Origin of the sequence: Telmatospirillum siberiense (assembly GCF_002845745.1) — a bacterium.
GTDB classification, from domain to species: Bacteria; Pseudomonadota; Alphaproteobacteria; order Rhodospirillales; family Magnetospirillaceae; genus Telmatospirillum; species Telmatospirillum siberiense.
Window position 1 is genome coordinate 88749 of record NZ_PIUM01000009.1, and the last position, 19968, is coordinate 108716.

At 63.5% G+C, this 19968-nt stretch carries 18 protein-coding genes; 8 read left to right on the forward strand and 10 right to left on the reverse strand.

Annotated elements, in window-relative coordinates; translation table 11 throughout:
* Positions 1-144: 144 nt before the first annotated feature.
* Positions 145-1011 carry a class A beta-lactamase gene (bla, locus tag CWS72_RS10155; RefSeq protein ID WP_101250485.1) on the forward strand — a complete coding sequence of 289 codons (867 nt, stop codon included), beginning with the start codon at positions 145-147 and terminating at the stop codon, positions 1009-1011.
* A 43-nt stretch (positions 1012-1054) separates the two neighbouring features.
* Here bla and CWS72_RS10160 read toward each other — a convergent pair whose 3' ends face one another.
* A complete protein-coding gene (locus CWS72_RS10160) occupies positions 1055-3826 on the reverse strand; it encodes an autotransporter outer membrane beta-barrel domain-containing protein (protein WP_146002703.1) in 2772 nt (923 codons plus the stop codon).
* Between the two features lie 25 nt (positions 3827-3851).
* On the opposite strand from CWS72_RS10160, the gene CWS72_RS27765 reads away from it, so the two are divergent.
* Positions 3852-3992, forward strand: coding sequence for a hypothetical protein (locus tag CWS72_RS27765; RefSeq protein ID WP_158240582.1), 141 nt, complete (start codon positions 3852-3854; stop codon positions 3990-3992).
* 325 nt (positions 3993-4317) lie between these two features.
* Positions 4318-5568 (forward strand): S1C family serine protease, encoded by a 1251-nt coding sequence (locus CWS72_RS10165; RefSeq protein ID WP_101250487.1) that lies wholly within the window; start codon positions 4318-4320, stop codon positions 5566-5568.
* A 55-nt stretch (positions 5569-5623) separates the two neighbouring features.
* On the opposite strand, the gene CWS72_RS10170 is transcribed toward CWS72_RS10165, so the two are convergent.
* Positions 5624-6823, reverse strand: coding sequence for an MFS transporter (locus CWS72_RS10170; RefSeq protein WP_101250488.1), 1200 nt, complete (start codon positions 6821-6823; stop codon positions 5624-5626).
* A gap of 105 nt (positions 6824-6928) precedes the next feature.
* On the opposite strand from CWS72_RS10170, the gene CWS72_RS10175 reads away from it, so the two are divergent.
* A complete protein-coding gene (locus tag CWS72_RS10175) occupies positions 6929-7807 on the forward strand; it encodes a LysR family transcriptional regulator (protein WP_101250489.1) in 879 nt (292 codons plus the stop codon).
* 204 nt (positions 7808-8011) lie between these two features.
* Here the strand turns inward: CWS72_RS10175 and CWS72_RS10180 are convergent, their stop codons facing one another.
* A complete protein-coding gene (locus CWS72_RS10180) occupies positions 8012-8866 on the reverse strand; it encodes a formate dehydrogenase accessory protein FdhE (protein ID WP_101250490.1) in 855 nt (284 codons plus the stop codon).
* Between the two features lie 303 nt (positions 8867-9169).
* Here CWS72_RS10180 and fdnG point away from each other — a divergent pair, with 303 nt between their 5' ends.
* The 3 genes from fdnG to CWS72_RS10195 are packed head-to-tail and all read left to right on the forward strand — an operon-like array spanning position 9170 to position 13785.
* Positions 9170-12226 (forward strand): formate dehydrogenase-N subunit alpha, encoded by a 3057-nt coding sequence (gene fdnG, locus CWS72_RS10185; protein WP_476718209.1) that lies wholly within the window; start codon positions 9170-9172, stop codon positions 12224-12226.
* 15 nt (positions 12227-12241) lie between these two features.
* Positions 12242-13156: a formate dehydrogenase subunit beta gene (fdxH, locus tag CWS72_RS10190; protein WP_101250491.1), complete on the forward strand. Its 915-nt coding sequence runs from the start codon at positions 12242-12244 to the stop codon at positions 13154-13156.
* Positions 13153-13785 (forward strand): formate dehydrogenase subunit gamma, encoded by a 633-nt coding sequence (locus CWS72_RS10195; RefSeq protein WP_101250492.1) that lies wholly within the window; start codon positions 13153-13155, stop codon positions 13783-13785. The genes fdxH and CWS72_RS10195 overlap by 4 nt, the downstream gene beginning before the upstream one ends.
* 70 nt (positions 13786-13855) lie before the next feature.
* On the opposite strand, the gene thiE is transcribed toward CWS72_RS10195, so the two are convergent.
* The 3 genes from thiE to CWS72_RS10210 all read right to left on the reverse strand — a co-directional run bounded on the left by thiE (position 13856) and on the right by CWS72_RS10210 (position 16252).
* Positions 13856-14500, reverse strand: a complete 645-nt coding sequence (thiE, locus tag CWS72_RS10200) for a thiamine phosphate synthase (protein WP_101250493.1) — start codon at positions 14498-14500, stop codon at positions 13856-13858.
* Positions 14497-15294, reverse strand: a complete 798-nt coding sequence (thiM, locus tag CWS72_RS10205) for a hydroxyethylthiazole kinase (RefSeq protein WP_101250494.1) — start codon at positions 15292-15294, stop codon at positions 14497-14499. The genes thiE and thiM overlap by 4 nt, the downstream gene beginning before the upstream one ends.
* 112 nt (positions 15295-15406) lie before the next feature.
* Positions 15407-16252 carry an EamA family transporter gene (locus tag CWS72_RS10210; RefSeq protein ID WP_101250495.1) on the reverse strand — a complete coding sequence of 282 codons (846 nt, stop codon included), beginning with the start codon at positions 16250-16252 and terminating at the stop codon, positions 15407-15409.
* A 78-nt stretch (positions 16253-16330) separates the two neighbouring features.
* On the opposite strand from CWS72_RS10210, the gene CWS72_RS10215 reads away from it, so the two are divergent.
* Positions 16331-16852 (forward strand): MarR family winged helix-turn-helix transcriptional regulator, encoded by a 522-nt coding sequence (locus CWS72_RS10215; RefSeq protein WP_101250496.1) that lies wholly within the window; start codon positions 16331-16333, stop codon positions 16850-16852.
* Here CWS72_RS10215 and CWS72_RS10220 read toward each other — a convergent pair whose 3' ends face one another.
* From CWS72_RS10220 to anfG, 4 genes are all read right to left on the reverse strand, one after another.
* Positions 16853-17407, reverse strand: a complete 555-nt coding sequence (locus CWS72_RS10220) for a gamma-glutamylcyclotransferase (RefSeq protein ID WP_101250497.1) — start codon at positions 17405-17407, stop codon at positions 16853-16855.
* 11 nt (positions 17408-17418) lie between these two features.
* The gene (gene anfO, locus CWS72_RS10225) at positions 17419-18117 is read right to left on the reverse strand and encodes a Fe-only nitrogenase accessory protein AnfO (RefSeq protein ID WP_101250498.1); all 699 of its coding nucleotides are present in this window, start codon (positions 18115-18117) and stop codon (positions 17419-17421) included.
* A 94-nt stretch (positions 18118-18211) separates the two neighbouring features.
* Positions 18212-19600 (reverse strand): Fe-only nitrogenase subunit beta, encoded by a 1389-nt coding sequence (gene anfK / locus CWS72_RS10230; protein WP_101250499.1) that lies wholly within the window; start codon positions 19598-19600, stop codon positions 18212-18214.
* Between the two features lie 13 nt (positions 19601-19613).
* Complete coding sequence (gene anfG, locus CWS72_RS10235) at positions 19614-19958, reverse strand: Fe-only nitrogenase subunit delta (protein ID WP_101250542.1); 345 nt, start codon at positions 19956-19958, stop codon at positions 19614-19616.
* Positions 19959-19968: the final 10 nt, after the last annotated feature.

The following is a 19968-nucleotide window of genomic DNA, read 5'->3' on the forward strand; positions in this document are numbered from 1 at the left end:
AACGCGGGCGAAAAGAGGGGCAGGGCTCCGCTATCCGGCTTGCGCCTGGACGCGACGCATCGATGCCCCTTCCCGACCTTCCTCGGCTCGCCCGCATCGGCTATGTTGAGGGCCGGTTCCCCGATTTTAGGATATGGCGCCGTCATGCTCAGCCGCCGCAGTTTCATCGCCATGACCGCGATTGCCCTGCCCCGTCTTCTTCATGCCCAAACGGCCAAGGCCGCCGGTTCCCTGGATGAATCCCTGGCCGAGCTTGAGCGGGTCAACGGCGGCCGCCTCGGCGTGGCGATCCTCGACACCGGGACCGGTGCGCGCGTGGGCTATCGGGCCGATGAGCGCTTTCCCATGTGCAGCACCTTCAAATTCCTGCTCGTCGCCGCCGTCTTGCGGCGCGTCGACCGGCATCGGGATGCCCTGGAGCGTGCCGTGGGCATTCCCCCCAAGCCGCTTCTTTTCAATTCCCCTCTGACCGAGCCCCATGCCCGTCGTTCGATGTCCGTCGCCGCGCTCTGCCATGCCGCCTTGACCAGAAGCGACAACACGGCGGCCAATCTTCTGCTCGCAAGCATCGGCGGCCCGTCGGGAGTGACCCGTTTCGCGCGTTCCATCGGCGACAAGGTGACGCGTCTGGACCGACAGGAACCCGCGCTGAACGAATCCCTGGCGGATGATCCGCGCGATACCACCTCGCCCATGGCGATGGCCGGTAATCTGGAGTCCGTTCTGCTGAAGGGCGTTCTCTCGCCGGCGTCCCGCGATCAATTGACGGCGTGGATGGAGCAAAATCAGACCGGACTGGACCGCTTGCGGGCGGGGCTTCCGCAAGGGTGGCGGGTCGCCGACAAGACCGGAGCGAACGGCGAACATACGAGCAATGACATCGCCGTCTTCTGGCCGGAGGGCCGGCCGCCCCTCATCGCCGCCGCCTATATCACCCAATGTCCCGGCCCGGAAAGCAAGCGGGCGGCGATGCTGGCCGAGATCGGACGGCTGGCGCGGGTATCTCTTTGAGCGTCGTTCCCGGTGATCGTCGCCGATCACCGGGATGGTAGGATCAGAACTGCCAGGTGGCTTTGAGCAGGCCGGAATGGCTCTGGTAGTCGGGGCGCATCTCGCCTTCATATTCGGCGCGGAAGCTGAAGTCGTCCTTGCTGTCGAGGGTGACGGCCAGATTCATCTTGCCTCCGTCCGGGCTGGTCCGGGTCACGGAGCTGGTAAAGACCTGGCCGCCCAGGATCCCCGAACTGGCGATCGGGCCCTGGACATAGTCATGGGTCCAGGCGAGACGGATTTCCGGCGTCAGATGTCCCCAGCCGCTTTCCAATCCCCATGACAGTTTGGCGCCCAGGTCATGGGTGAGCGCGTTCACGCCCCGGCGGTCCACCGTCAGGTTGGCCGATGATCCGCTTTCCACATAGTGGTCGCTGACGGCGCGCAGGAAACGCAAGCCCGCCAAAGGCGTGACGGTGGTCGTGCCGGCAAGCGGAATGTCATAGCCGGCGCCGAGCTTCAGCAGATATTGCTGGCCGTCATAATCGGCTTTCGCTTTCTGATTAAGAAAGCCGATATTGCGGGTCTGATTATAGGTGTTGTAGCCGACACCCGCCTGGGCGTCGATGAAGGCCGGGCCAAAACGATGCAAGCCGTAGCCGGTGATCTGATAGCTGTCGATCGAGGCGTAGCTGCCCGAGGAATTGCCGGTCCCCCAACTCCAACCCCGCACCCAACTGACGGCGACGCCGGCCATGCTGTCGGCGTCGATCTGATGGTCGAGCCCCGTCACCAGGCCGACATTGCTGGCGGTGTAGCCATCGGCGCCGCTGGTGCCGCTGCGCAGGGATTTTCCGCCCAGCACCTGTCCCCATAGACCGTAGCCGTGCGCGTCGGAGCCCGCCGAGACGCCCGCCGGGCCATTACCGGCAAGCGCCAGTTCATGCTGCTCGATCACCGATGTGGTGGGGGCCGCGGCCTGTGTGGCCGCCTGCGCCGCAGGGGTGATCTGCGTCGGTGCCAGTTGTTTTATGGCCGTTTGCTGCGCACTGGTGGAAAGGCTGGACAAGACGGAAAGCACGGAGCTTTGGAAAGCCGTGGCCTCGCCGCCGCTCGATGCGGCTATGGCGTCCAGGGCGGATCCCATCCCCGCGGCGGCGCCGCCCTCGGCATTGCCTTTGCGGGCGTAATCGGTGGTGGCCTTTGTGGTCGTGGTGGTGGCGGCGCCGCTCAGCGTGACGACGAGATCGTTGCCGCCGTCCGCGGTCGAAAGGGCCGCGCTCAATCCGCTGGAACCGGTAATGGTGACGGTGTCGCCGCTATAGGTGCCGACCGCGTTGGCATTGACGATCGTATAGGTGCCGGCGCTCAGACTGCTTCCGGAAATGGTGATGGCGGTGTTGGAGACGGTCGCCGCGCTGCTGCCCGAGATATTGATCGAGCCGCCGTTGACGACCACGAGTCCGCCGCCGGTTTGGGAATAGGTGCCGGTGATGGTGATGGCGTTGCTGACCTTCACTGTCGCATTGGTGACGTGCACGGTGTGGCCGCTGGCCAGAATGTTGTCATTCAGCCAGATATTGCCGGAAGCCAGCCATAGATCGGACGAGCTATTGGTGATGGTGCCGATCGTGCCGATGGTGCTGGTATTGGCCGATCCCCCGTTGTAGCCCGTCAGCAGGCCATAGGTGGTGCCGACGCCGCCGTTGATGGTCAGATTGGCCGTGGAACTGTTGACGATGGCGCCGGCGATGACGCCCGAGTTGGTGATGATGCCGAGATTGACGCTGAGGTTGTTGATGGCGGCGACGGAACCCGTGATGGTCCCGCTGTTGTCGATCGAGCCGATCGTCGCGGAGCCGGTGTTGTAAAGGCCATAGGTGCTGCCCGAGATGATACCGGTATTCTGGATGGTGTCGATGCGGGCGCTGTTCTGGACGCCGTAGGCGCCGGCGATTCTTCCGTTGTTGGTCAGGGTGGCGATCGTGCCGGTAGAACTGATCGCGGCAGCGGCGGAACTGATGATGGTTGCTCCGGCCGCGTTATTGATGGTCGTGATGCTCCCCGAATTCGATAGGGCGATGCCGGCGGAACTGGAAATGGTCCCGCTGTTCCCGATCGAGTCGATGGTGCCGGCATTCAGGATGCCGTCGCTGACACCGGAGATGACGCCGGCGTTGCTGATCGTGCCGATTGTGGCGGAGTTCTTGATGCCGGCCGTGTAGCCCGAGATCGTGCCGATCGTCGTGCCGGTCGACTGGTTGTCGATCTCGCCGATCGTTCCTCCGGCCTTGTTCCAGATGCCGTTCTGCTGGCCGGTCCCGCTGCTGGAAAGCGCGCTGGTGATGGTGCCCTGGTTGGTAATGGTGCCGATGACCCCGCCGCTTTCGTTGCGGATGCCGTTCATGGTGGTGCCGCTGATGGCGCCGTGGTTGGTCAGGGCCGTGATGGTGCCACCGTTGACGATGCCGTTGTGAAGGCCGATCAAACTGCCGGTGGTTTCGTTGATGATCGTGGCGATGGTGCCGCCGTCGGTCCAGATCGCGGCATAGCCGGTGGCGTTGATTATCCCGCTGTTGTCGAGCGTCCCGAGAGAGCCGGTGCTTCTGACGACGATGGGGTTGGGGGCGCTGATGCTGCCCGTGTTGATGATCGCGGAGAGCTGGACGCCGCTATCGACCTGGATGCCCGCGACCGTGGTGCTGGTGGTGTCGCCGCTGTTGGTGATGGTGCCATAGTTGGTGATGGTGGTGGCGTTCCCGGTCACCTCCACGGCGATACCGCTCGAATCCGAGAGCGTGACTCCTGGGAAGATGGTCAAGAACCCGGAGCTCACCGTGGCGCATCCGGAGGATGATCCTATGACAGCTGTGGAAGAAAAATCATCACACGCCGCCGCCGCCGCATCGGAGGAGCTGAATGCGACGGTGACCAGCGTCAGAACGGATACGCCGGAAAGAAGGCCAATCCTCGAAAGCCCCATGCAAACCCCCAAAGAGTAGACTGAATGAATTTCTCTTAGTAACGGGGGTGCCCCCCACTTTGTCTAGCATTTTTATAGTGGTAGCGATCTTTTTTTAGTTATTATTAAAACCGTTCACATGTTGCGCCGTTAAATTGATCTGACTTATTGGGTGTAATTTATTTTGGTTGAATTGTTTTATTGTCGGCGGCCGGAGCGGTTTGCGTCCGCCGAGGTGGCGCAGGAGCAATCCGGTCTGAATCGGCCTGGCCCGGCGCAAGGCGTGCTGGTCGCGCCGCTCTGATCGGCGGAGCCATTTGCCGAATCGGAAATTTGCGATAGGCTCCTTGCTAAAAGGGGGCATCATGAGACTCGGTGGGCGGGCGGCTGCGGTCGCCATCGTTATGGGGGGATTGCTTTCGGGGTGCGGACCCGATCAGGCCCGGCCCGTCACTTACCGAATGGATGGCAGAACCTTTGCCAGTCCCGAGGCCGCCCTCGCCGAGGCTCGCCGCAAGGACGATGGTTTCCTTGCCCAGGTCATTCCGACGACGCAGAGGCTGGGGGGATCCGTCGTCATCATTCTTCCCTCCATCGCCAGCATCCGGGCCACGCTGCTGAACGCGACCCCGTTGAAGGGCGACGCGGCCGAGACGATTGCCCGGGCCGACGACATCCATGTCCTCACCGACGGCATGGCGATCGAGAAGGGGCATATCTTCGATTCGGTGAGCATCCTGCGTTCGGATGACCCGGCGCATGCCGACGGCGGCGATGCCGATTACAAGATCTGGCTGGATCGCTTCGGCGCCTCGCCCATTCAATGGACGCTGGTCACGCGCGCCGGGGGGAGCCATGTCATCACGCCGGCGGCGGCGACCGTCACCCGGCCGGTCTGGATGAACAGTCTCAATATCGGTGTGCTCAACGCCGCCGCCGATCTGGGAGCGCCGGTCAGCCATCAGCCGCTGCCCGCATCACCGGCGACCGGAAGCATCATCGGCACCACCTTTTTCATCGATCAGGCCGGACATGCCCTGACCAACGCCCATGTGGTGAACGGCTGCAAATCCATTCAGGTGGCCTTGGGTGGCGGTGACGAGGCCGAGGCCAAGATCGTCGCCGCCGATACGCAGAATGATCTGGCCTTGCTGACGATATCGTCAGCGACGCCGTCCTACGCGCGATTCGCCTCGGCTCCTCCACGGCAGGGCGATCCGGTGGTGGTGTACGGCTTTCCCTTGGCGGGAGCTTTGTCGACGCAGGGAAATCTGGCCACCGGAATCGTCAGCGCCCTGGTGGGGGTGAAGGACGACAGCCGGATGCTGCAGATCTCGGCGCCGGTGCAGGCCGGCAACAGCGGTGGGCCGCTTTTCGACGCTTCCGGCAATGTCGTCGGTGTGGTCTCGGGCAAGATGAATGCCTTGCGGGTGGCGGCGGTGACCGGAGACCTGCCCCAGAATGTCAATTTCGCCATCAAGACGAGTGTCGTCGAGACCTTCCTGCAGACGAACGGTATGCGGTTCGAGCAAGGGGGCGTCGGGAAAACCCAGGCGGTGGCCGATATCGCGGACCGGGCGAAAACCTTTACCTACAAGCTGACCTGCAACCGGTAACCCGTTCGGCCGGCCGGGGAGCGGAACCCGGCCGGCCCCCGGGCCTGCCTTTTCCTCACGGCGCGCAGGAGGCGATCTTGCGCCCTCCACCCATCCGCAGAAGCGGGACGACCAGGGCGAGGATGGCGCCAAACGCGCTGACCGCCGTCCATCCCGCCGTGCTCCAGGCCAGACTGGCGCCGATTGAACCCAGCGAACCGCCAAGGAACATTCCGGTCATGAAGATGGTGTTCAGGCGGTTGCGGGCTTCGGGATGCAGCGCGTAGATGATGTGCTGGTTGGACACCAGCGCGCTCTGTACCCCGAAATCGAGCAGGATCACGCCGACGACGAGGCCCGCGATGCCATGCCACAGTCCGAAGGCCGCCCAGGCCGCCACGGTCAAGGCCGCGCCCAGCCCGATCACGGCTTGCGGCCCCTTGCGGTCGGCCAGCCGTCCGGCCAGCGGTGCCGCCGCCACGCCGACGGCGCCGACGACGCCGAACAGACCCGCCACGTCGGCGCCGAGATGGAACGTCTGCAGATGCAGGGCGAGAATGGTCCAGAAGGCGGTGAAAGAGGCGAACAATCCCGCCTGGACCAGCGTCGCCCGACGCAGGGCCGGCTCGTCGCGCCAAAGATGGAAAAGAGTGGCAAGGGCGTGTCCGTAACGGATCGAGGATGAGGGGTGGCGCCGGGGCAGGGCGATGGCCATGGAGGCCGCGCCGGCCAGGGCCAGGGGTACGGCAAGCCAGAACATCGCGCGCCATCCGCCGTGGGTGGCGACGAAACCTGCCAAGGTCCGGCTGAACAGGATGCCGCCGAGCAATCCCGCCATGACCGTGCCGATGGTGCGTCCCCGTCTTTCCGGGCTGGCGAGGCTGGCCGCGAAGGGGATGATCTGCTGGGCGACGGTGGCGCCGGCTCCCACCAGCAGCGAGGCAAGGAGAAGAAGCGCGGCTGTCGGGGCGGCCGCCGCGGCGGCCAGCGCCAGGCCGAGCACGGCGAATTGGGTAACGATCAGGCGCCGCCGATTCACCATGTCTCCCAGCGGCACCAGCAGAAACAGGCCGGCGGCATAGCCGAGTTGCGTCGCGGTCGGGATCAGTCCGGTCAGGGACGAGCCTGGGAAATCGCCCTCGATGGCTCCCAGCATCGGCTGATTGTAATAGATGTTGGCGACGGCGAGGCCGCTGGCCGCCGCCATCGCGAAGGTAAGACCGCCGCCCAGGGCTTGCGTCGGGGCGGCGGCGGGATTGGTTGGTGACTGGCTCATCGGAGATGCCTTTCCAGGGAAATTCGGTAAGGCCATTACTATCATTTTATCAAAAAATGCGGTATTGACTGAAATTGTTAAGGCAGAATATCGGATATCGATATAATGGACATCGATAGCGTTGCCGTCCTCGTCGCCGCCGCCTCGGCCGGCAGTCTGTCGGCCGCCGCGCGCCGTCTCGGCGTCACGCCGATGGTCGCCACCCGGCGCTTGGCCGCGTTGGAGCAGGACCTTGGCGTCCGTCTGATGCACAGGACGACGCGTTCCCTTTCCCTGACCCCGGAAGGGGAGGCCTATCTGCCTTACGCCCAGGCTCTCGTCGAAGGCGAAGCCGCTGGGCGGGCGATATTGCGATCCTCGGCGTCGGGGGCGTCGGGACTGTTGCGCGTTACCGCGTCGGTGGCCTTCGCCAGGAAGATCATCGCGCCCATGGTGCCACGGTTGCTGCGCGCCAATCCCGAATTGCGCATCGACCTCGAAATGACCGATCAGGTGGTGGATATCGTTTCGTCGGGCGTCGATCTTGCCATCCGCATAGCAAAGTTGCGCGACAGCAGCCTGATCGCCCATCGCCTGGCCGGCAGCCCCCGCGTACTTTGCGCCTCTCCCGCCTATCTGGAGGCGAGGGGGGCGCCCGCGACCCTGGAGGAATTGTCCTCGCACGACTGCCTGGCGCTGAGCGGGGTAACCCATTGGGTTTTCCTGGCGGCCGGGCGGGAGCGCCAGGTGCGGGTCGGCGGCCGGTTCTCCTCCAGTAGCATCGAGGGCTTGCTCGAGGCCAGTCTCAATGCCGGGGGTATCGGTCTGATCGCCGAATGGAACGTCCGTGACGAATTGCGGCAAGGAACCCTGGTCCCCTTGTCGATTGAGGGGGCTGTGCCCGAGGATTTGTCGATCTGGGCGGTCTATCCGAGCGCCCGGCTGGTTCTGCCCAAACTGCGCGTTTTCGTGGCGGCCCTGGAGGCCGAACTCGCCGGCCGCTGAGACCCGGCGATCCGGCTTTTTTAGAAACCACCAAGACACCAAGGCACCAAGGCGCCTTTGGGATCACCCGGACGATAGCCGATGACAGGACGGGAGAATGTCTGTGGCACTTTCCGCCGCCTTGGTGCCTTGGTGTCTTGGTGGTTCAAAATATCCAGGGTTGCCTTTCAAGCCATCAGGGAATCAAAGGTAACGGGAGAAGCCTTAGATTGCCTGTAACAGAAAAGGATTGGCTCCCATCCGGCGGTATCCTTCCTCGCCGACCAGAAGATCCAACGCCAGCGAGGCGAGATCGTCGGCCACGGGATCCAACCCTTGCGCCTTGTCGGCGTGCAGCAGCTTCAAATAGCTTTTGCAGGAATCGCAGGTTTCCGCCCGTGCGACGCCGCTGTCGCCTTCGATGAAACGCTGGGTGACCTTCTTTCCATCGCCGCAAGCGACGCAGGTGGCCCGCACATGGTGCCAGGCGGTGTGGCAAAGACCGCAATGCAGATAGCGCAAGCCCCCCGATTGCATGCCGATGTGAATGACGCCGGCGACGGGGGCGCTACCGCAAACGGGACAGGTGGTCATGGTGGATTCGGGGCGGGCGATGCTCGGGGCGATGTGGGCCGCGTGCCGGGTCCATGCCAGTTGCAGGGCCGCCATGACCAGTGGCGCCGCCGGCAGGTCGGCGGGCGTCGGGGCGCCGTTGTGCAGGCGGTTGGCCAGCGCGGTCAGGGTGCCGGGGTCCTGCCCCAGAACATCTTCCACCGCGCCGATGGCGGCGGCCGGCAGATGGGGCCGCAGGCGCGGATAGAGGGCTTCGAGATCGGCGCGCCACCGGCCTTCGGGCGGGGCGTCGGCGGGAAGCGCCGCCACCTCCCGCTGTCCGTCGCTCACGTCGGCGACGAAGAGGAGCCAATCCCGCAGGCTGTTTCCATCGGCAAGTTGCCTCAGGCGATCCGCCCGGCGGCGGAAGAGCTGTGCCGGGTCGGGCGGCAGCAGCGGTTCCGGCGATTGACCCGGCGTGATGGCGGGGTTTGTCCAGGGAAATGGCGCTGAGGCGGAGGTGGTCATGATCTCGGAAGGCTCCTGTCGGGGATGATCGGTAGATGAGCGTTATATACGTAAACTACAAGACGACTTGGCCGGCTACTCTGTTGTTTGATCGGAATTTTAAAACTAGAACGTTCATAATGGTGCTGAATGTTGTATAAATAAGTAGAGCGCGTAATTTTTTCCGAAAGATGTTGAGTCTCTCTTTAAAAGCCGGAATGCCATGCCATTATATCATCTGCCATATGAGTCCGGGTTTTAATCGGCTGCGGATTTTAAGGAAGGCATTCCTTTAAGAAAATTACGATTCCTAAAAAGGGACGGATGATGCAGGTCTCACGGCGACAGTTTTTCAAGATTTCAGCGGCCGGCTTGTCGGCGAGCAGCATGGCGGCGCTGGGTTTTTCGGCATCCCCGGCTCTGGCCGAGGTGCGGCAGTACAAGCTGTTACGGGCGAAGGAGACCCGCAACACCTGTACCTATTGTTCGGTGGGCTGCGGCCTGCTGATGTACAGCCTGGGTGACGGCGCCAAGAACGCCAAGGCCAATATCATCCATATCGAAGGCGATCCGGACCATCCGGTCAGCCGTGGCTCGCTCTGTCCCAAGGGCGCCGGGCTTCTGGACTTCGTCCACAGCGAAAGCCGCCTCAAATATCCGGAAGTCCGCGAGGCGGGCTCCAAGGAATGGAAGCGGATTTCGTGGGAGGAGGCCATCACCCGCGTCGCCCGGCATATGAAGACCGACCGCGACGCCAATGTGGTGGCCAAGAACGCCCAGGGCGTCCCGGTCAATCGCTGGCTTTCCACCGCCATGCTGACCGCCTCGGCCTCGTCCAACGAGACCGGCATTCTCAGTCAGAAATTCATCCGTTCGCTGGGTATCGTCGCCACCGACGCCCAGGCCCGCGTCTGTCACGGACCCACGGTATCGGCCCTGGCTTCGACCTTCGGCCGCGGCGCCATGACCAACAACTGGGTCGATATCAAGAACGCCGATTTCATCCTGGTCATGGGCGGCAATCCGGCCGAGGCCCATCCCGTCGGCTTCAAATGGGCCATCGAGGCGAAGAAGAAGGGCGCGCGCCTGATCGTCGTCGATCCCCGTTTCAACCGCACGGCCTCGGTGGCCGACGACTTCCTGCCGATCCGCGCCGGTTCCGACATCGCTTTCCTGGGCGGGATCATCAACTGGCTGATCTCCAACGGCAAGATCCAGTGGGATTATGTCAAGGCCTACACCAACGCAGCCTTCATCGTCAGCGAAGGCTACTCCTTCGACGAGGGGCTGTTCGCCGGCTATGACGAGGCCAAGGGGCAATACGACCGCGGTTCCTGGTCCTATGAACTGGACGAGGCCGGCGAGGCGAAGGTCGACCCCACGCTCGAACATCCGCGTTGCGTGTGGAACCTGCTGAAGCAGCATTATTCCCGCTATACGCCCGAGATGGTGGTGACGCTGACCGGCAGCCCGAAGGACGGTTTCCTCAAGGTTTGCGAGCATCTGGGCGCCACCGCGGTTCCCGACAAGGTGGCGACCATCCTCTATGCCTTGGGCTGGACCCAGCATACCACGGGCTCGCAGAACATCCGCACCATGGCGATGATCCAGCTTCTGCTGGGCAACATCGGCATGCCAGGGGGCGGAGTGAACGCGCTGCGCGGACATTCCAACATCCAGGGTTTGTCCGATCTGGGGCTGTTGTCCACCAGCTTGCCTGGCTATCTGACCCTGCCCAGCGAAAGCGCCCATCCCACCTTCGCCGACTATATCGCCAAGAACACGCCGAAGGCCCAACGCCCGGGGCAGATGAACTATTGGGGCAATACGCCCAAGTTTTTCGTCAGTCTGCTGAAATGGTTCTGGGGTGACAAGGCCACGCGCGAGAACGACTGGGGCTATGACTGGCTGCCCAAGTGGGACCGCATGTATGACGTGCTGGCCATCATGGACCTGATGCACCGGGGCAAGCTGAACGGCTTCATCGTCCAGGGCTTCAACCCCCTGGCCTCGCTGCCCGACTACAACAAGAATGTCGCCGCTTACGCCAAGCTCAAATATCTGGTGATCATCGACCCGATCGCCACCGAAACCTCGACCTTCTGGCAGAACCACGGCGAATTCAACGACGTGGATAGCGCCTCGATCCAGACCGAGGTGTTCCGCCTGCCCTGCACCTGCTTCGCCGAGGAGGACGGCTCGATCGTCAATTCCGCCCGCTGGCTGCAATGGCATTGGAAGGGGGGCGAACCGCCGGGCGAGGCCAGATCCGACCAGGCGGTGCTGGGCGAACTGTTCTTCGCCTTGCGCAAACTCTATCAGGAGGAGGGCGGCACCCTGCCCGAACCCATCCTCAATCTGTCCTGGCCCTATGCCAACCCGCGCGAGCCGACGCCCGAGGAGCTGGCCAAGGAGATGAACGGCCGGGCCTTGACCGATGTCGTCGATCCCAAGGACCCCACCAAGGTTCTGGCCCGCAAGGGCGAGCAGCTTCCCGGCTTCGCCCTGCTGCGCGACGACGGCTCCACCCTCTGCGCCGCCTGGATCTTCTCGGGTTGCTGGACCCAGGCAGGCAATCAGATGGGCCGGCGCGACAATACGGATGTCGGTCTTGGCGCCACCCCGGGCTGGGCCTGGTCATGGCCGGCCAATCGCCGGATCCTCTACAACCGGGCGTCCTGCGATCCGGCCGGCAAGCCCTGGGATCCCAATCGCAAGCTGATCGCCTGGACCGGCGAGAAATGGGCGGGCGGCGATATTCCCGATTTCCAGGTCGACGCCGGGCCGCAGACCGGCATGAACCCCTTCATCATGAATCCGGAAGGGGTTGGCCGTCTGTTCAGTACCGACAAGCTGGTGGACGGGCCGTTCCCCGAGCATTACGAGCCGATGGAAAGCCCGCTGGGGACCAATCCCCTGCATCCGAAGGTGGTTTCCTCGCCGGCGGTTCGCATCTTCGCCGCCGACAAGGAGCGCCTGGGGACCCGCGAGAAATTTCCCTATGTCGGCACCACCTACCGGCTGACCGAGCATTTCCAGTTCTGGACGAAGAGCGTGCGTCTGTCGGCCATCGCCCAGCCGCAGCAGTTCGTCGAGATCTCGGAACAGTTGGCCGCCGAAAAGGGCATCGTCAACGGCGAATGGGTGAAAGTCTCCTCCCGGCGCGGTTTCATCAAGGCCAAGGCCATGGTGACCAAGCGCGTCAAGGTATTGACGGTCAACAACCAGACCGTCCATCAGATAGGCATTCCCCTGCATTGGGGATGGGTGGGGGTGGCCCAGAAGGGCCATCTTGCCAACAGTCTGGCGCCGGCGGTGGGCGACTGCAATACGCAGACTCCGGAATATAAGGCCTTCCTCGTCAATATCGAGAAAGCGTGAGGAGGGAGGACTATCATGCCATTGCAATCATTGGATATTCTTCGCCGGTCCGCCAGCCCGACGGCATCCCCCCAGGTCCGTGGCCCCGAAGAGGTGGCCAAGCTGATCGACGTCACCACCTGCATCGGCTGCAAGGCCTGCCAGGTGGCCTGTTCGGAATGGAACGACCTGCGCGAGGAGGTCGGCACCAATCACGGCATCTACGACAACCCCATCGACCTCTCGGCCCAGGCCTGGACGGTCATGCGCTTCACGGAAGTCGAGGAGCATGGCAAGCTGGAGTGGCTGATCCGCAAGGACGGCTGCATGCATTGCTCGGATCCCGGCTGCCTGAAAGCCTGTCCCTCGCCGGGGGCGATCATCCAGTACAAGAACGGCATCGTCGATTTCCATCAGGAGAACTGCATCGGTTGCGGCTACTGCATCTCCGGCTGCCCGTTCAACATTCCGCGCATCAGCACCCAGGACAACAAGGCCTATAAATGCTCGCTGTGCTCGGACCGGGTGGGTGTCGGGCAGGAGCCGGCCTGCGTCAAGACCTGTCCGACGGGGGCCATCCAGTTCGGTTCGAAGGAGGCGATGAAGGAATACGCCGCCGAGCGTATCGTCGATCTGAAAAGCCGCGGCTTCGAGAACGCCGGTCTCTACGATCCGGAAGGGGTGGGCGGCACCCACGTCATGTATGTGCTGCACCATGCGGACAAGCCCGAGCTTTACGCGAAGCTGCCGAACAATCCGGCCATCAGCGTGGCCGTCAGCCTGTGGAAGGGAATCCTGAAACCATTGGCCGGGATCGGCATGGCCGCCGCCGTGCTGGCCGGCTTCTTCCACTATGTCACCGTCGGGCCGAGCCGGGCCGATGACGACGACGACCATGACGATGCCCCGAAGAAGGGGCGGAGCGCCCGCCAGGAAGAGGCCGCGAAATGAAGCAGAAGATGATACAGCGCTATACCGCCGCGGAGCGGGTCAACCATTGGATCGTCGCCGGCAGTTTCCTGCTGCTGGCCATTTCGGGCCTGGGCTTCTTCTTTCCCGGTTTTTTCTGGCTGACCGATATTTTCGGTACGCCGCAACTGGCCCGCATCATTCATCCGTTTGTCGGCGTGCTGATGGTTCTGGCCTTCGCCAGACAGTTCCTGCGCTATTGGCATCACAACCTCATCGACCGCGAGGACGTGAAATGGATGAAGGATGTCGGCGAGGTGCTGAAAGGCAACGAGACCGCCGACGTCGGCCGCTACAACGCCGGCCAGAAGGGCATGTTCTGGCTGATGACCATCTGCCTGATCCTGCTTTTATGTTCGGGCTTCGTCGCCTGGCGGCCTTATTTCGCCATTCATTTCCCCATTCCGCTGATCCGCCTGGCCCTGCTCGTCCATTCGGCCAGCGCCGTCGCCCTGATCATCGGCATCATCGTGCATGTCTATGCGGCCATCTGGGTGAAGGGAACCATCCGCGCCATGGTCGAGGGCATCGTCAGCCATGCCTGGGCAAAGAAGCATCACCCCCGCTGGTATCGCGAAATGGTGAACAAGTCGTCGTCGACAACGCCGTGACATGACGGGAAATCGGTGGCACCGGCAGGGACGCCGGTGCCACCGAAGTTTGCTTCGCCGGGCCTTAAGCCTACTGCCTCAGCGCGCCCTCGACGGCGTCTTTCAACCGGGCCGCGGCGGCCTCCGGGTCGGCGGCGGCCATGATGGCCGAGACGACGGCGATGCCGTGGGCTCCCGCCTCGACGATCTGCCGGGCATTGCCCTGGTTGATGCCGCCGATGGCGACCAGCGGCCGGGGAACCGCCCGGCGCAGGGCGCGGACACCGTCCAGGCCGAGGGCCGGTCCGGCGTCCGGTTTGGTGCCGGTGGCGAAGACCGGACTTGCCGCCACATAATCGGCCTGGGCGATGGCGTCGGCGGCGTTCTCCGGCACACCGCCCAGCGAGATGCCGATGATCGCCCTTTTCCCCAGAATGCGCCGCGCTTCGGATGCCGGCATGTCGTCGTCGCCCAGATGGACGCCGTCGGCACCCACCGCCAGGGCGATATCGATGCGGTCGTTGATGATGAGCGGCACGCCGCTGGCCGAGAGCGCCGCCTTCAGCGCGCGGGCCTGTTCGACGAAGTGCCGCGTCGTCGCCCGCTTTTCCCGCAATTGCACGATGGTGACGCCGCCCGCAACGGCGGCCAGCACGATATCGGCCAGCGGCCGGCCGACCGTCAGCCCGTCGTCGGTGACCAGGTAAAGCCGCAGACGTTCGGGCGTGATGGTCATGCCATCACCTTGAGCCGCTGGTCGAAGGCGGCGGCGTCGAGGGAGTACAGAAGATCGATCAGGCGGATGCGCAGCGACGCCGGGCCGGCCGCTCCTTCGGCGGCCAATTCGCCGCAGACGCCGAAATAGGCGGTGGCGGCCGCCGTCGCCGCCCAAGGATCGTCGGATACCGCCAGGAAGGCGGCGATCAACGCGCTTAAGGAACAGCCCAGGGCGGTGACCTTGGTCATCAGCGGGTGACCGTTGCCGAGGACGATCAGTCGTCTGCCGTCGGTGACGATATCGACCTCGCCGGTCGCCGCCACCACGCAACGGCGTTCGGCGGCCAGGGCGATGGCGGCGTCGCGGGCGGTGGCGGCCGTCTGCGTGCTGTCGACCCCCTTCGTCGTCACGCAGGTCCGGCCGGCCAGGGTCATGATCTCCCCCGCATTGCCGCGAATGACCGTTGGATCGAAGGAGAGCAGGCCTGCGGCCACGGCATTGCGGTAAGGGGTGGCGCCGACCGCCACGGGGTCGAGAACCCACGACGTCCCGCGCGTTTGGGCGGCGCTGACGGCGGCCATCATGCCCTCGACCCAATCCGGGGATGGCGTCCCCATGTTGATCGACAAGGTTCCACCCAGTTGAACGAAGTCCGCCACCTCCTCGGTGGCATGCACCATGGCCGGGGACGCGCCGGCGGCCAGCAGGACGTTGGCGGTCACATCCATCGCCACGAAATTGGTGATGCATTGAACCAACGGAGCCCGCTCGCGCAGGCTGAGGACGAGCGGCCAGAGATCGGAAGCGTTCATGATGAAAGACCATCCAGTGAAACGGGCGTCGATTCGAACCGACGCCCTCCGTATCCTGTCGTGCAATCCGGATCCGTCAAGGCGCTATGTCGGTTGACGTGCGGCCGTCCCGTCATTTCGCGCCGCGTTGGCCGAACCAGACGCTGCCGAGCACGACGATCATGCCGAGCAGTTGGGGAGCGCTCAGGCCCTGGCCGAGGACTCCCCAACCCAGAAGGACGGCCGTCACCGGGCTCAAGAAACCCAATGGCGCGACGGCCTGTGGTTCAAGACGCGAAATGCCGCGAAACCAGAGAATATAGGTCAGCGCCGCGCCGATCAGGCCGAGATAGGCGATGCCGGCGATATTGGCCAAGGTCGGGGCGGACAGGGGCGGTTCCAGAGTCAGGGCGGCGGGGATTAGCAGAAGCCCGCCGGCGGTGAGTTGCCAGGCGGTGAAAGTCAGGGAGGAGACCGGCGGCTGCCAGCGGCGGCTGAGGACGGTGCCGAACGCCATCGAGACGGCGCCGGCAAGCCCCGCCGCCACGCCCAGCGGATCGATCGCCGCGGCCGGCGTCAGGACGAGCAGCGCCACCCCGGCGATCCCCGCGCCGGCCGCCAGAAGGGACAGCCGCCGAATGGGCCGGCCGAGCAGGGCGCGGGCCAGGAAGACGACAATCAACGGCTGGATGGCGCCGACCGTCGCGGCGACGCCACCGGGAAGCCGATAGGCCGCGACGAACAGCATGGCCCAGAAGATCGAGAAATTAAGGGCGCCCAGCAGGAAGGTCCGGCTCCACCAGACGCCGAAGGGAAGGCGGCGGACGACGAGCAGCAGCAGCAGTCCCGCCGGCAGGGCGCGCAGCAACGCCATCGTCAAAGGATGACCGGGGGGTAGGAACAAGGTGGTGACGATGTAAGTGCTGCCCCAGATGGCCGGTGCGATTGCCGTCAGGAGAAAATCGAGGTTGCGCGTCATGATAGGATCGATCCATATATTACGGTACCATGTATCTTTGTATAAAGTATCTTGATGTCAAGATATAAGGAGAAGCCAATGACGGATCGAGCCGCCGTCGCCGCCGACCAATGGCGCAAGGAACGTCCCGATATCGACCCTTTCCCGATGGAATTGCTCGGCCGGTTGGCGGAGGCGGCGCTGGTGATCGGCCGCGACCGGCTCAATCCGCTGTTCGCCCGGTTTCATCTGCAGCCGGGCGAGTTCGATGTCCTGGCCACCTTGCGCCGTTCCGGCGAGCCCTGCGCCCTGACGCCGACCGAGCTTTACGGGGTGCTGATGATTTCCTCGGGCGGCATGACGAGCCGCATCGATCGTCTGGAGAGGGCGGGGCTCATCGAGCGTCGCCGCCATCCCACCGACCGCCGGGGGACGCTGGTCGCCCTGACAGCCGACGGCAGACGCCTCATCGACGAACTTGTCGTCCACCATGTGGAAAACGAGCGGTCCGTCCTGTCCTGCCTGTCCGAGGTGGAACAGCGGGATCTCGACGGCTTGTTGGCGAAACTGCTGGCGGGCCTGTCTGGGCGGTCTTCGCGGACCGATCCCGGGCCCGGATGATCAGCAGGCGCAGGACAGGGCGGCGCCCAATATCCTGTCGGCATCGTCCGCCCTCGGTACGGGATAGCCGGCCTTCTCCGACGTGATGGAACGCAGCTTTCGTACATAGGCGGCGGGCAGGCCATGTTCCTCGGCGCCGGAGACGATATGCTCGAGATATTCCGTGCTGGGCGCTCGCGCCTCTCCCAAAATATCCTTTCGGTAAAGGAGGACCGCATAGGTCGTTCCGTCCTCTCCGATGGCTTCGGCCGGAGAATGGAAATAGGGGCCGCTGCCATCCAGTTTGGCCCCTTGCCAGGCGTCGAGGTGGTCGAAGGCTGAATGCGACAGTTCGTAGACCACCCCCCAGAGGGATTCCTCCGCTCGGGCGAGGGCGGTCTCCTCCCCGCCGTCCCATCGCTCCGAATGTCCGAAGAAGGCGATTCCGTAGCCGGGCAATTTTGCGACGGCCACGACCCTGGGCTTGGTCCGGCAACGTGAAGAGATCTGACCGCCGTTCATGTTTGCGCCGTAGGCGAAATATAAAATGGGGGACTTGGGTCTTGTCGTGCTCATGTCATCCGTCCTTAAGTCTGATGGTTCGGGGAAACCAGGACCTTGAGTCCCTGGGCGGAGGCGTCGAACTCCGCCCGCATGTTCATCTCGACAAGTGCCCGGGAAAACCAGCGGGGAACATGGTCGCAGAGGATTTCCAGCGTTTCGAACTCGGTCTCTTGCATGACGGGGATCAGCACCTGCCGGGAGTTGAGGTTCGGATCGCTTTCCAAAACCTGCGCGAGGTCGATGCGGTAATGGCCGTTGCCGACGCGCTCCAGCGAGGGCGCGGCGGCGGGACCGCAAGGGGAGCGGCCTCCTCCGCCTTTCTTGCCGCAGCATCCCTGCGCGCAGTTCGCCGCGGAGGCCTCTTCGACGGCGGCCTGTTCCCGCCGGGCGATCAGATCGGCTTCCCGTCCTGCGACGATGTCGAGCTGTTCGCGGTCCGGCCCTTGGGCCTTCCAGATATGAAAGCCCATCTCCTCCTGGAGAAGGGAATAAACCAGCCCGCGCACTTCGCCGGACACCAGGACACGGCAGTCTTCCAGTCGGTCGACGACGTCCCCGAGGGCCGACTTCACCTCGGAGAGCGTCATGTCCGGTCCGACCTCGAAAGGGATTTTCTTACGCGCTTCCCATGCTCCGGCGGCATTGTCGTAAACGCGGACATGGCCCGGCTCGTAAAGACTGGAGAGCGTTCCCTCCTCATCGACGTAGGTTGCTATTTTCATGCCGACCTCTCGTGGAGATAAACGGGGCGGGAGGAGCCGGACATTGGCCGCCAAGGCGGAATGTCCAACCTTGCAAAGGTGGTAACCCCAAAGGTCACCAGACGTTGAGGAGCCACTCCTTGTTCTTTTTGTGCTCCATATCGGTGAACAAGGCGTTGGCCATCTGTTCGACCAGCCAGATGGCGCCGCCGTACCCGACTACCGGATGGCGATACAGGCCGGCCCGGTCGTAGGTGGGAAAGCCGACGCGGACCATCGGGATGTCGTAGTCGATGGAAATGAAGCGGCCTTTGGAATGGCCGAGGATGAGGTCGAGTTTCAATCCTTCGTTCTTGATCCGGTTTTCCAGGTCCCAGAAATCCGCGTTGGTGATGATTTCCATGCCGTAATCGACATTGTCCCGCAGCGCCTTGATGCGCGGATCGTCGACGTAGGAGGCGTTGTCGTCGCCCAGCAGCAGCAGGACGGGCTTCATTTCGAGATCGAGGCAGAACTCGGCCAAGCCGATCACCAGATCCGGGTTGCCGTAGATCGCCACCTTCTTGTCGGCGAGGAACATATGCGTGAGATCGGTCAGCGCGTCGAGGGCGACGCCCCGTTCCCGCACCAGCGACGGGGGAATGGGCTTGCCGGTGAGGGCCTTCAGATTGTGCAGAAAGCTGTCCGTGTTGCGGATGCCGATGGGCGTCGGGCCGATGATGGTGGGGATATCGAAGGTCTTTTCCAAATATTGGGCGGCCTTGCCCCCTTCATAGCGATTGAGCGCGATGGTCGCCTTGGCATTGGCGGTGTCGGCCAGATCCTCGATGGTGGTATTGCCGTGAGAGACGGCGCTGCCGTCGGGCATCATCGGCGAATCGAAGCTTTCGATCTCGAACAGCACCGTCGCGTCGATATCCATCTCGGCCAGAAGATGCTTCAACTCCTTGACGTCGCCGGGATTGACCCAGCCGGTGATCAAATTGATCTTGTCGTTCGGTTCGCCCTTTTTCGCGAATTTCTTGACGAAGTCGCGCACCGCCACGTCATAGCCGGTGACCATGGAGCCGACGAAGCTGGGCGTGTGGATGGCCAACAGCTGGATATCCCGGTCCGCATATTTTTCCTTCAGCAGGCCTTCTTCCAGCTTGGTGACGACACCGTCCACGTCGTCGCCGATCACCTCGGTCGAGCAGGTGGTGATGATCGGGATCACCCGGATGTTCGGGTAGCGGGCCAGGAGCACGTCGATTCCTTCCTCGACGCGGCCGCAGGCCCCGAACACCGCGCCGTCTTCATGAACCGACGACGAGGCGATCTCGAAACTCTCCTTCAGATGCTGGGAGATCAGCAGGCGGACGAACATCACGCAACCCTGGCCGCCATGGACGATGCCGATGCAGTCCTTGATGCCGATGCTGGCGAATTGGGCTCCCGCCGGCTGACAGGTGAAGATCGGATTGATCGTGCCAACACGGTCTTTGACTTTGACGTCACATGTCATGATGCGATTCCTTTTAGTAGTGCTGGACGGTCAGTTCTTCATTGAGCGAGCCGTCGATGGTCAGCCAATCCAGGCGCTCATGCAGCTTCTGCATGAGGGTCTTGATGGCCGTCTTGTCCATCGTGGCCAGCCAGGGGTAGCGTTCCCGGTAGGCTTCGGCGAGGCACACGGCGTCGACCCAGTAGCACTTGTCCAGGGGGGTCGGATTGTCGACGGGCTCGTCGCAGAGAAGCTGCGTGGTCTTGGTAAGGACGCCGACGTTCTGTTTCCGGCGGTCCTTGGCGCGGGAATTGAACTGCCACAGGCAGTTCTTCATGATGTAGTCCATAAGCTGTTCCAGCTTTGTCGCGTCATCCATGGCTTGGGGC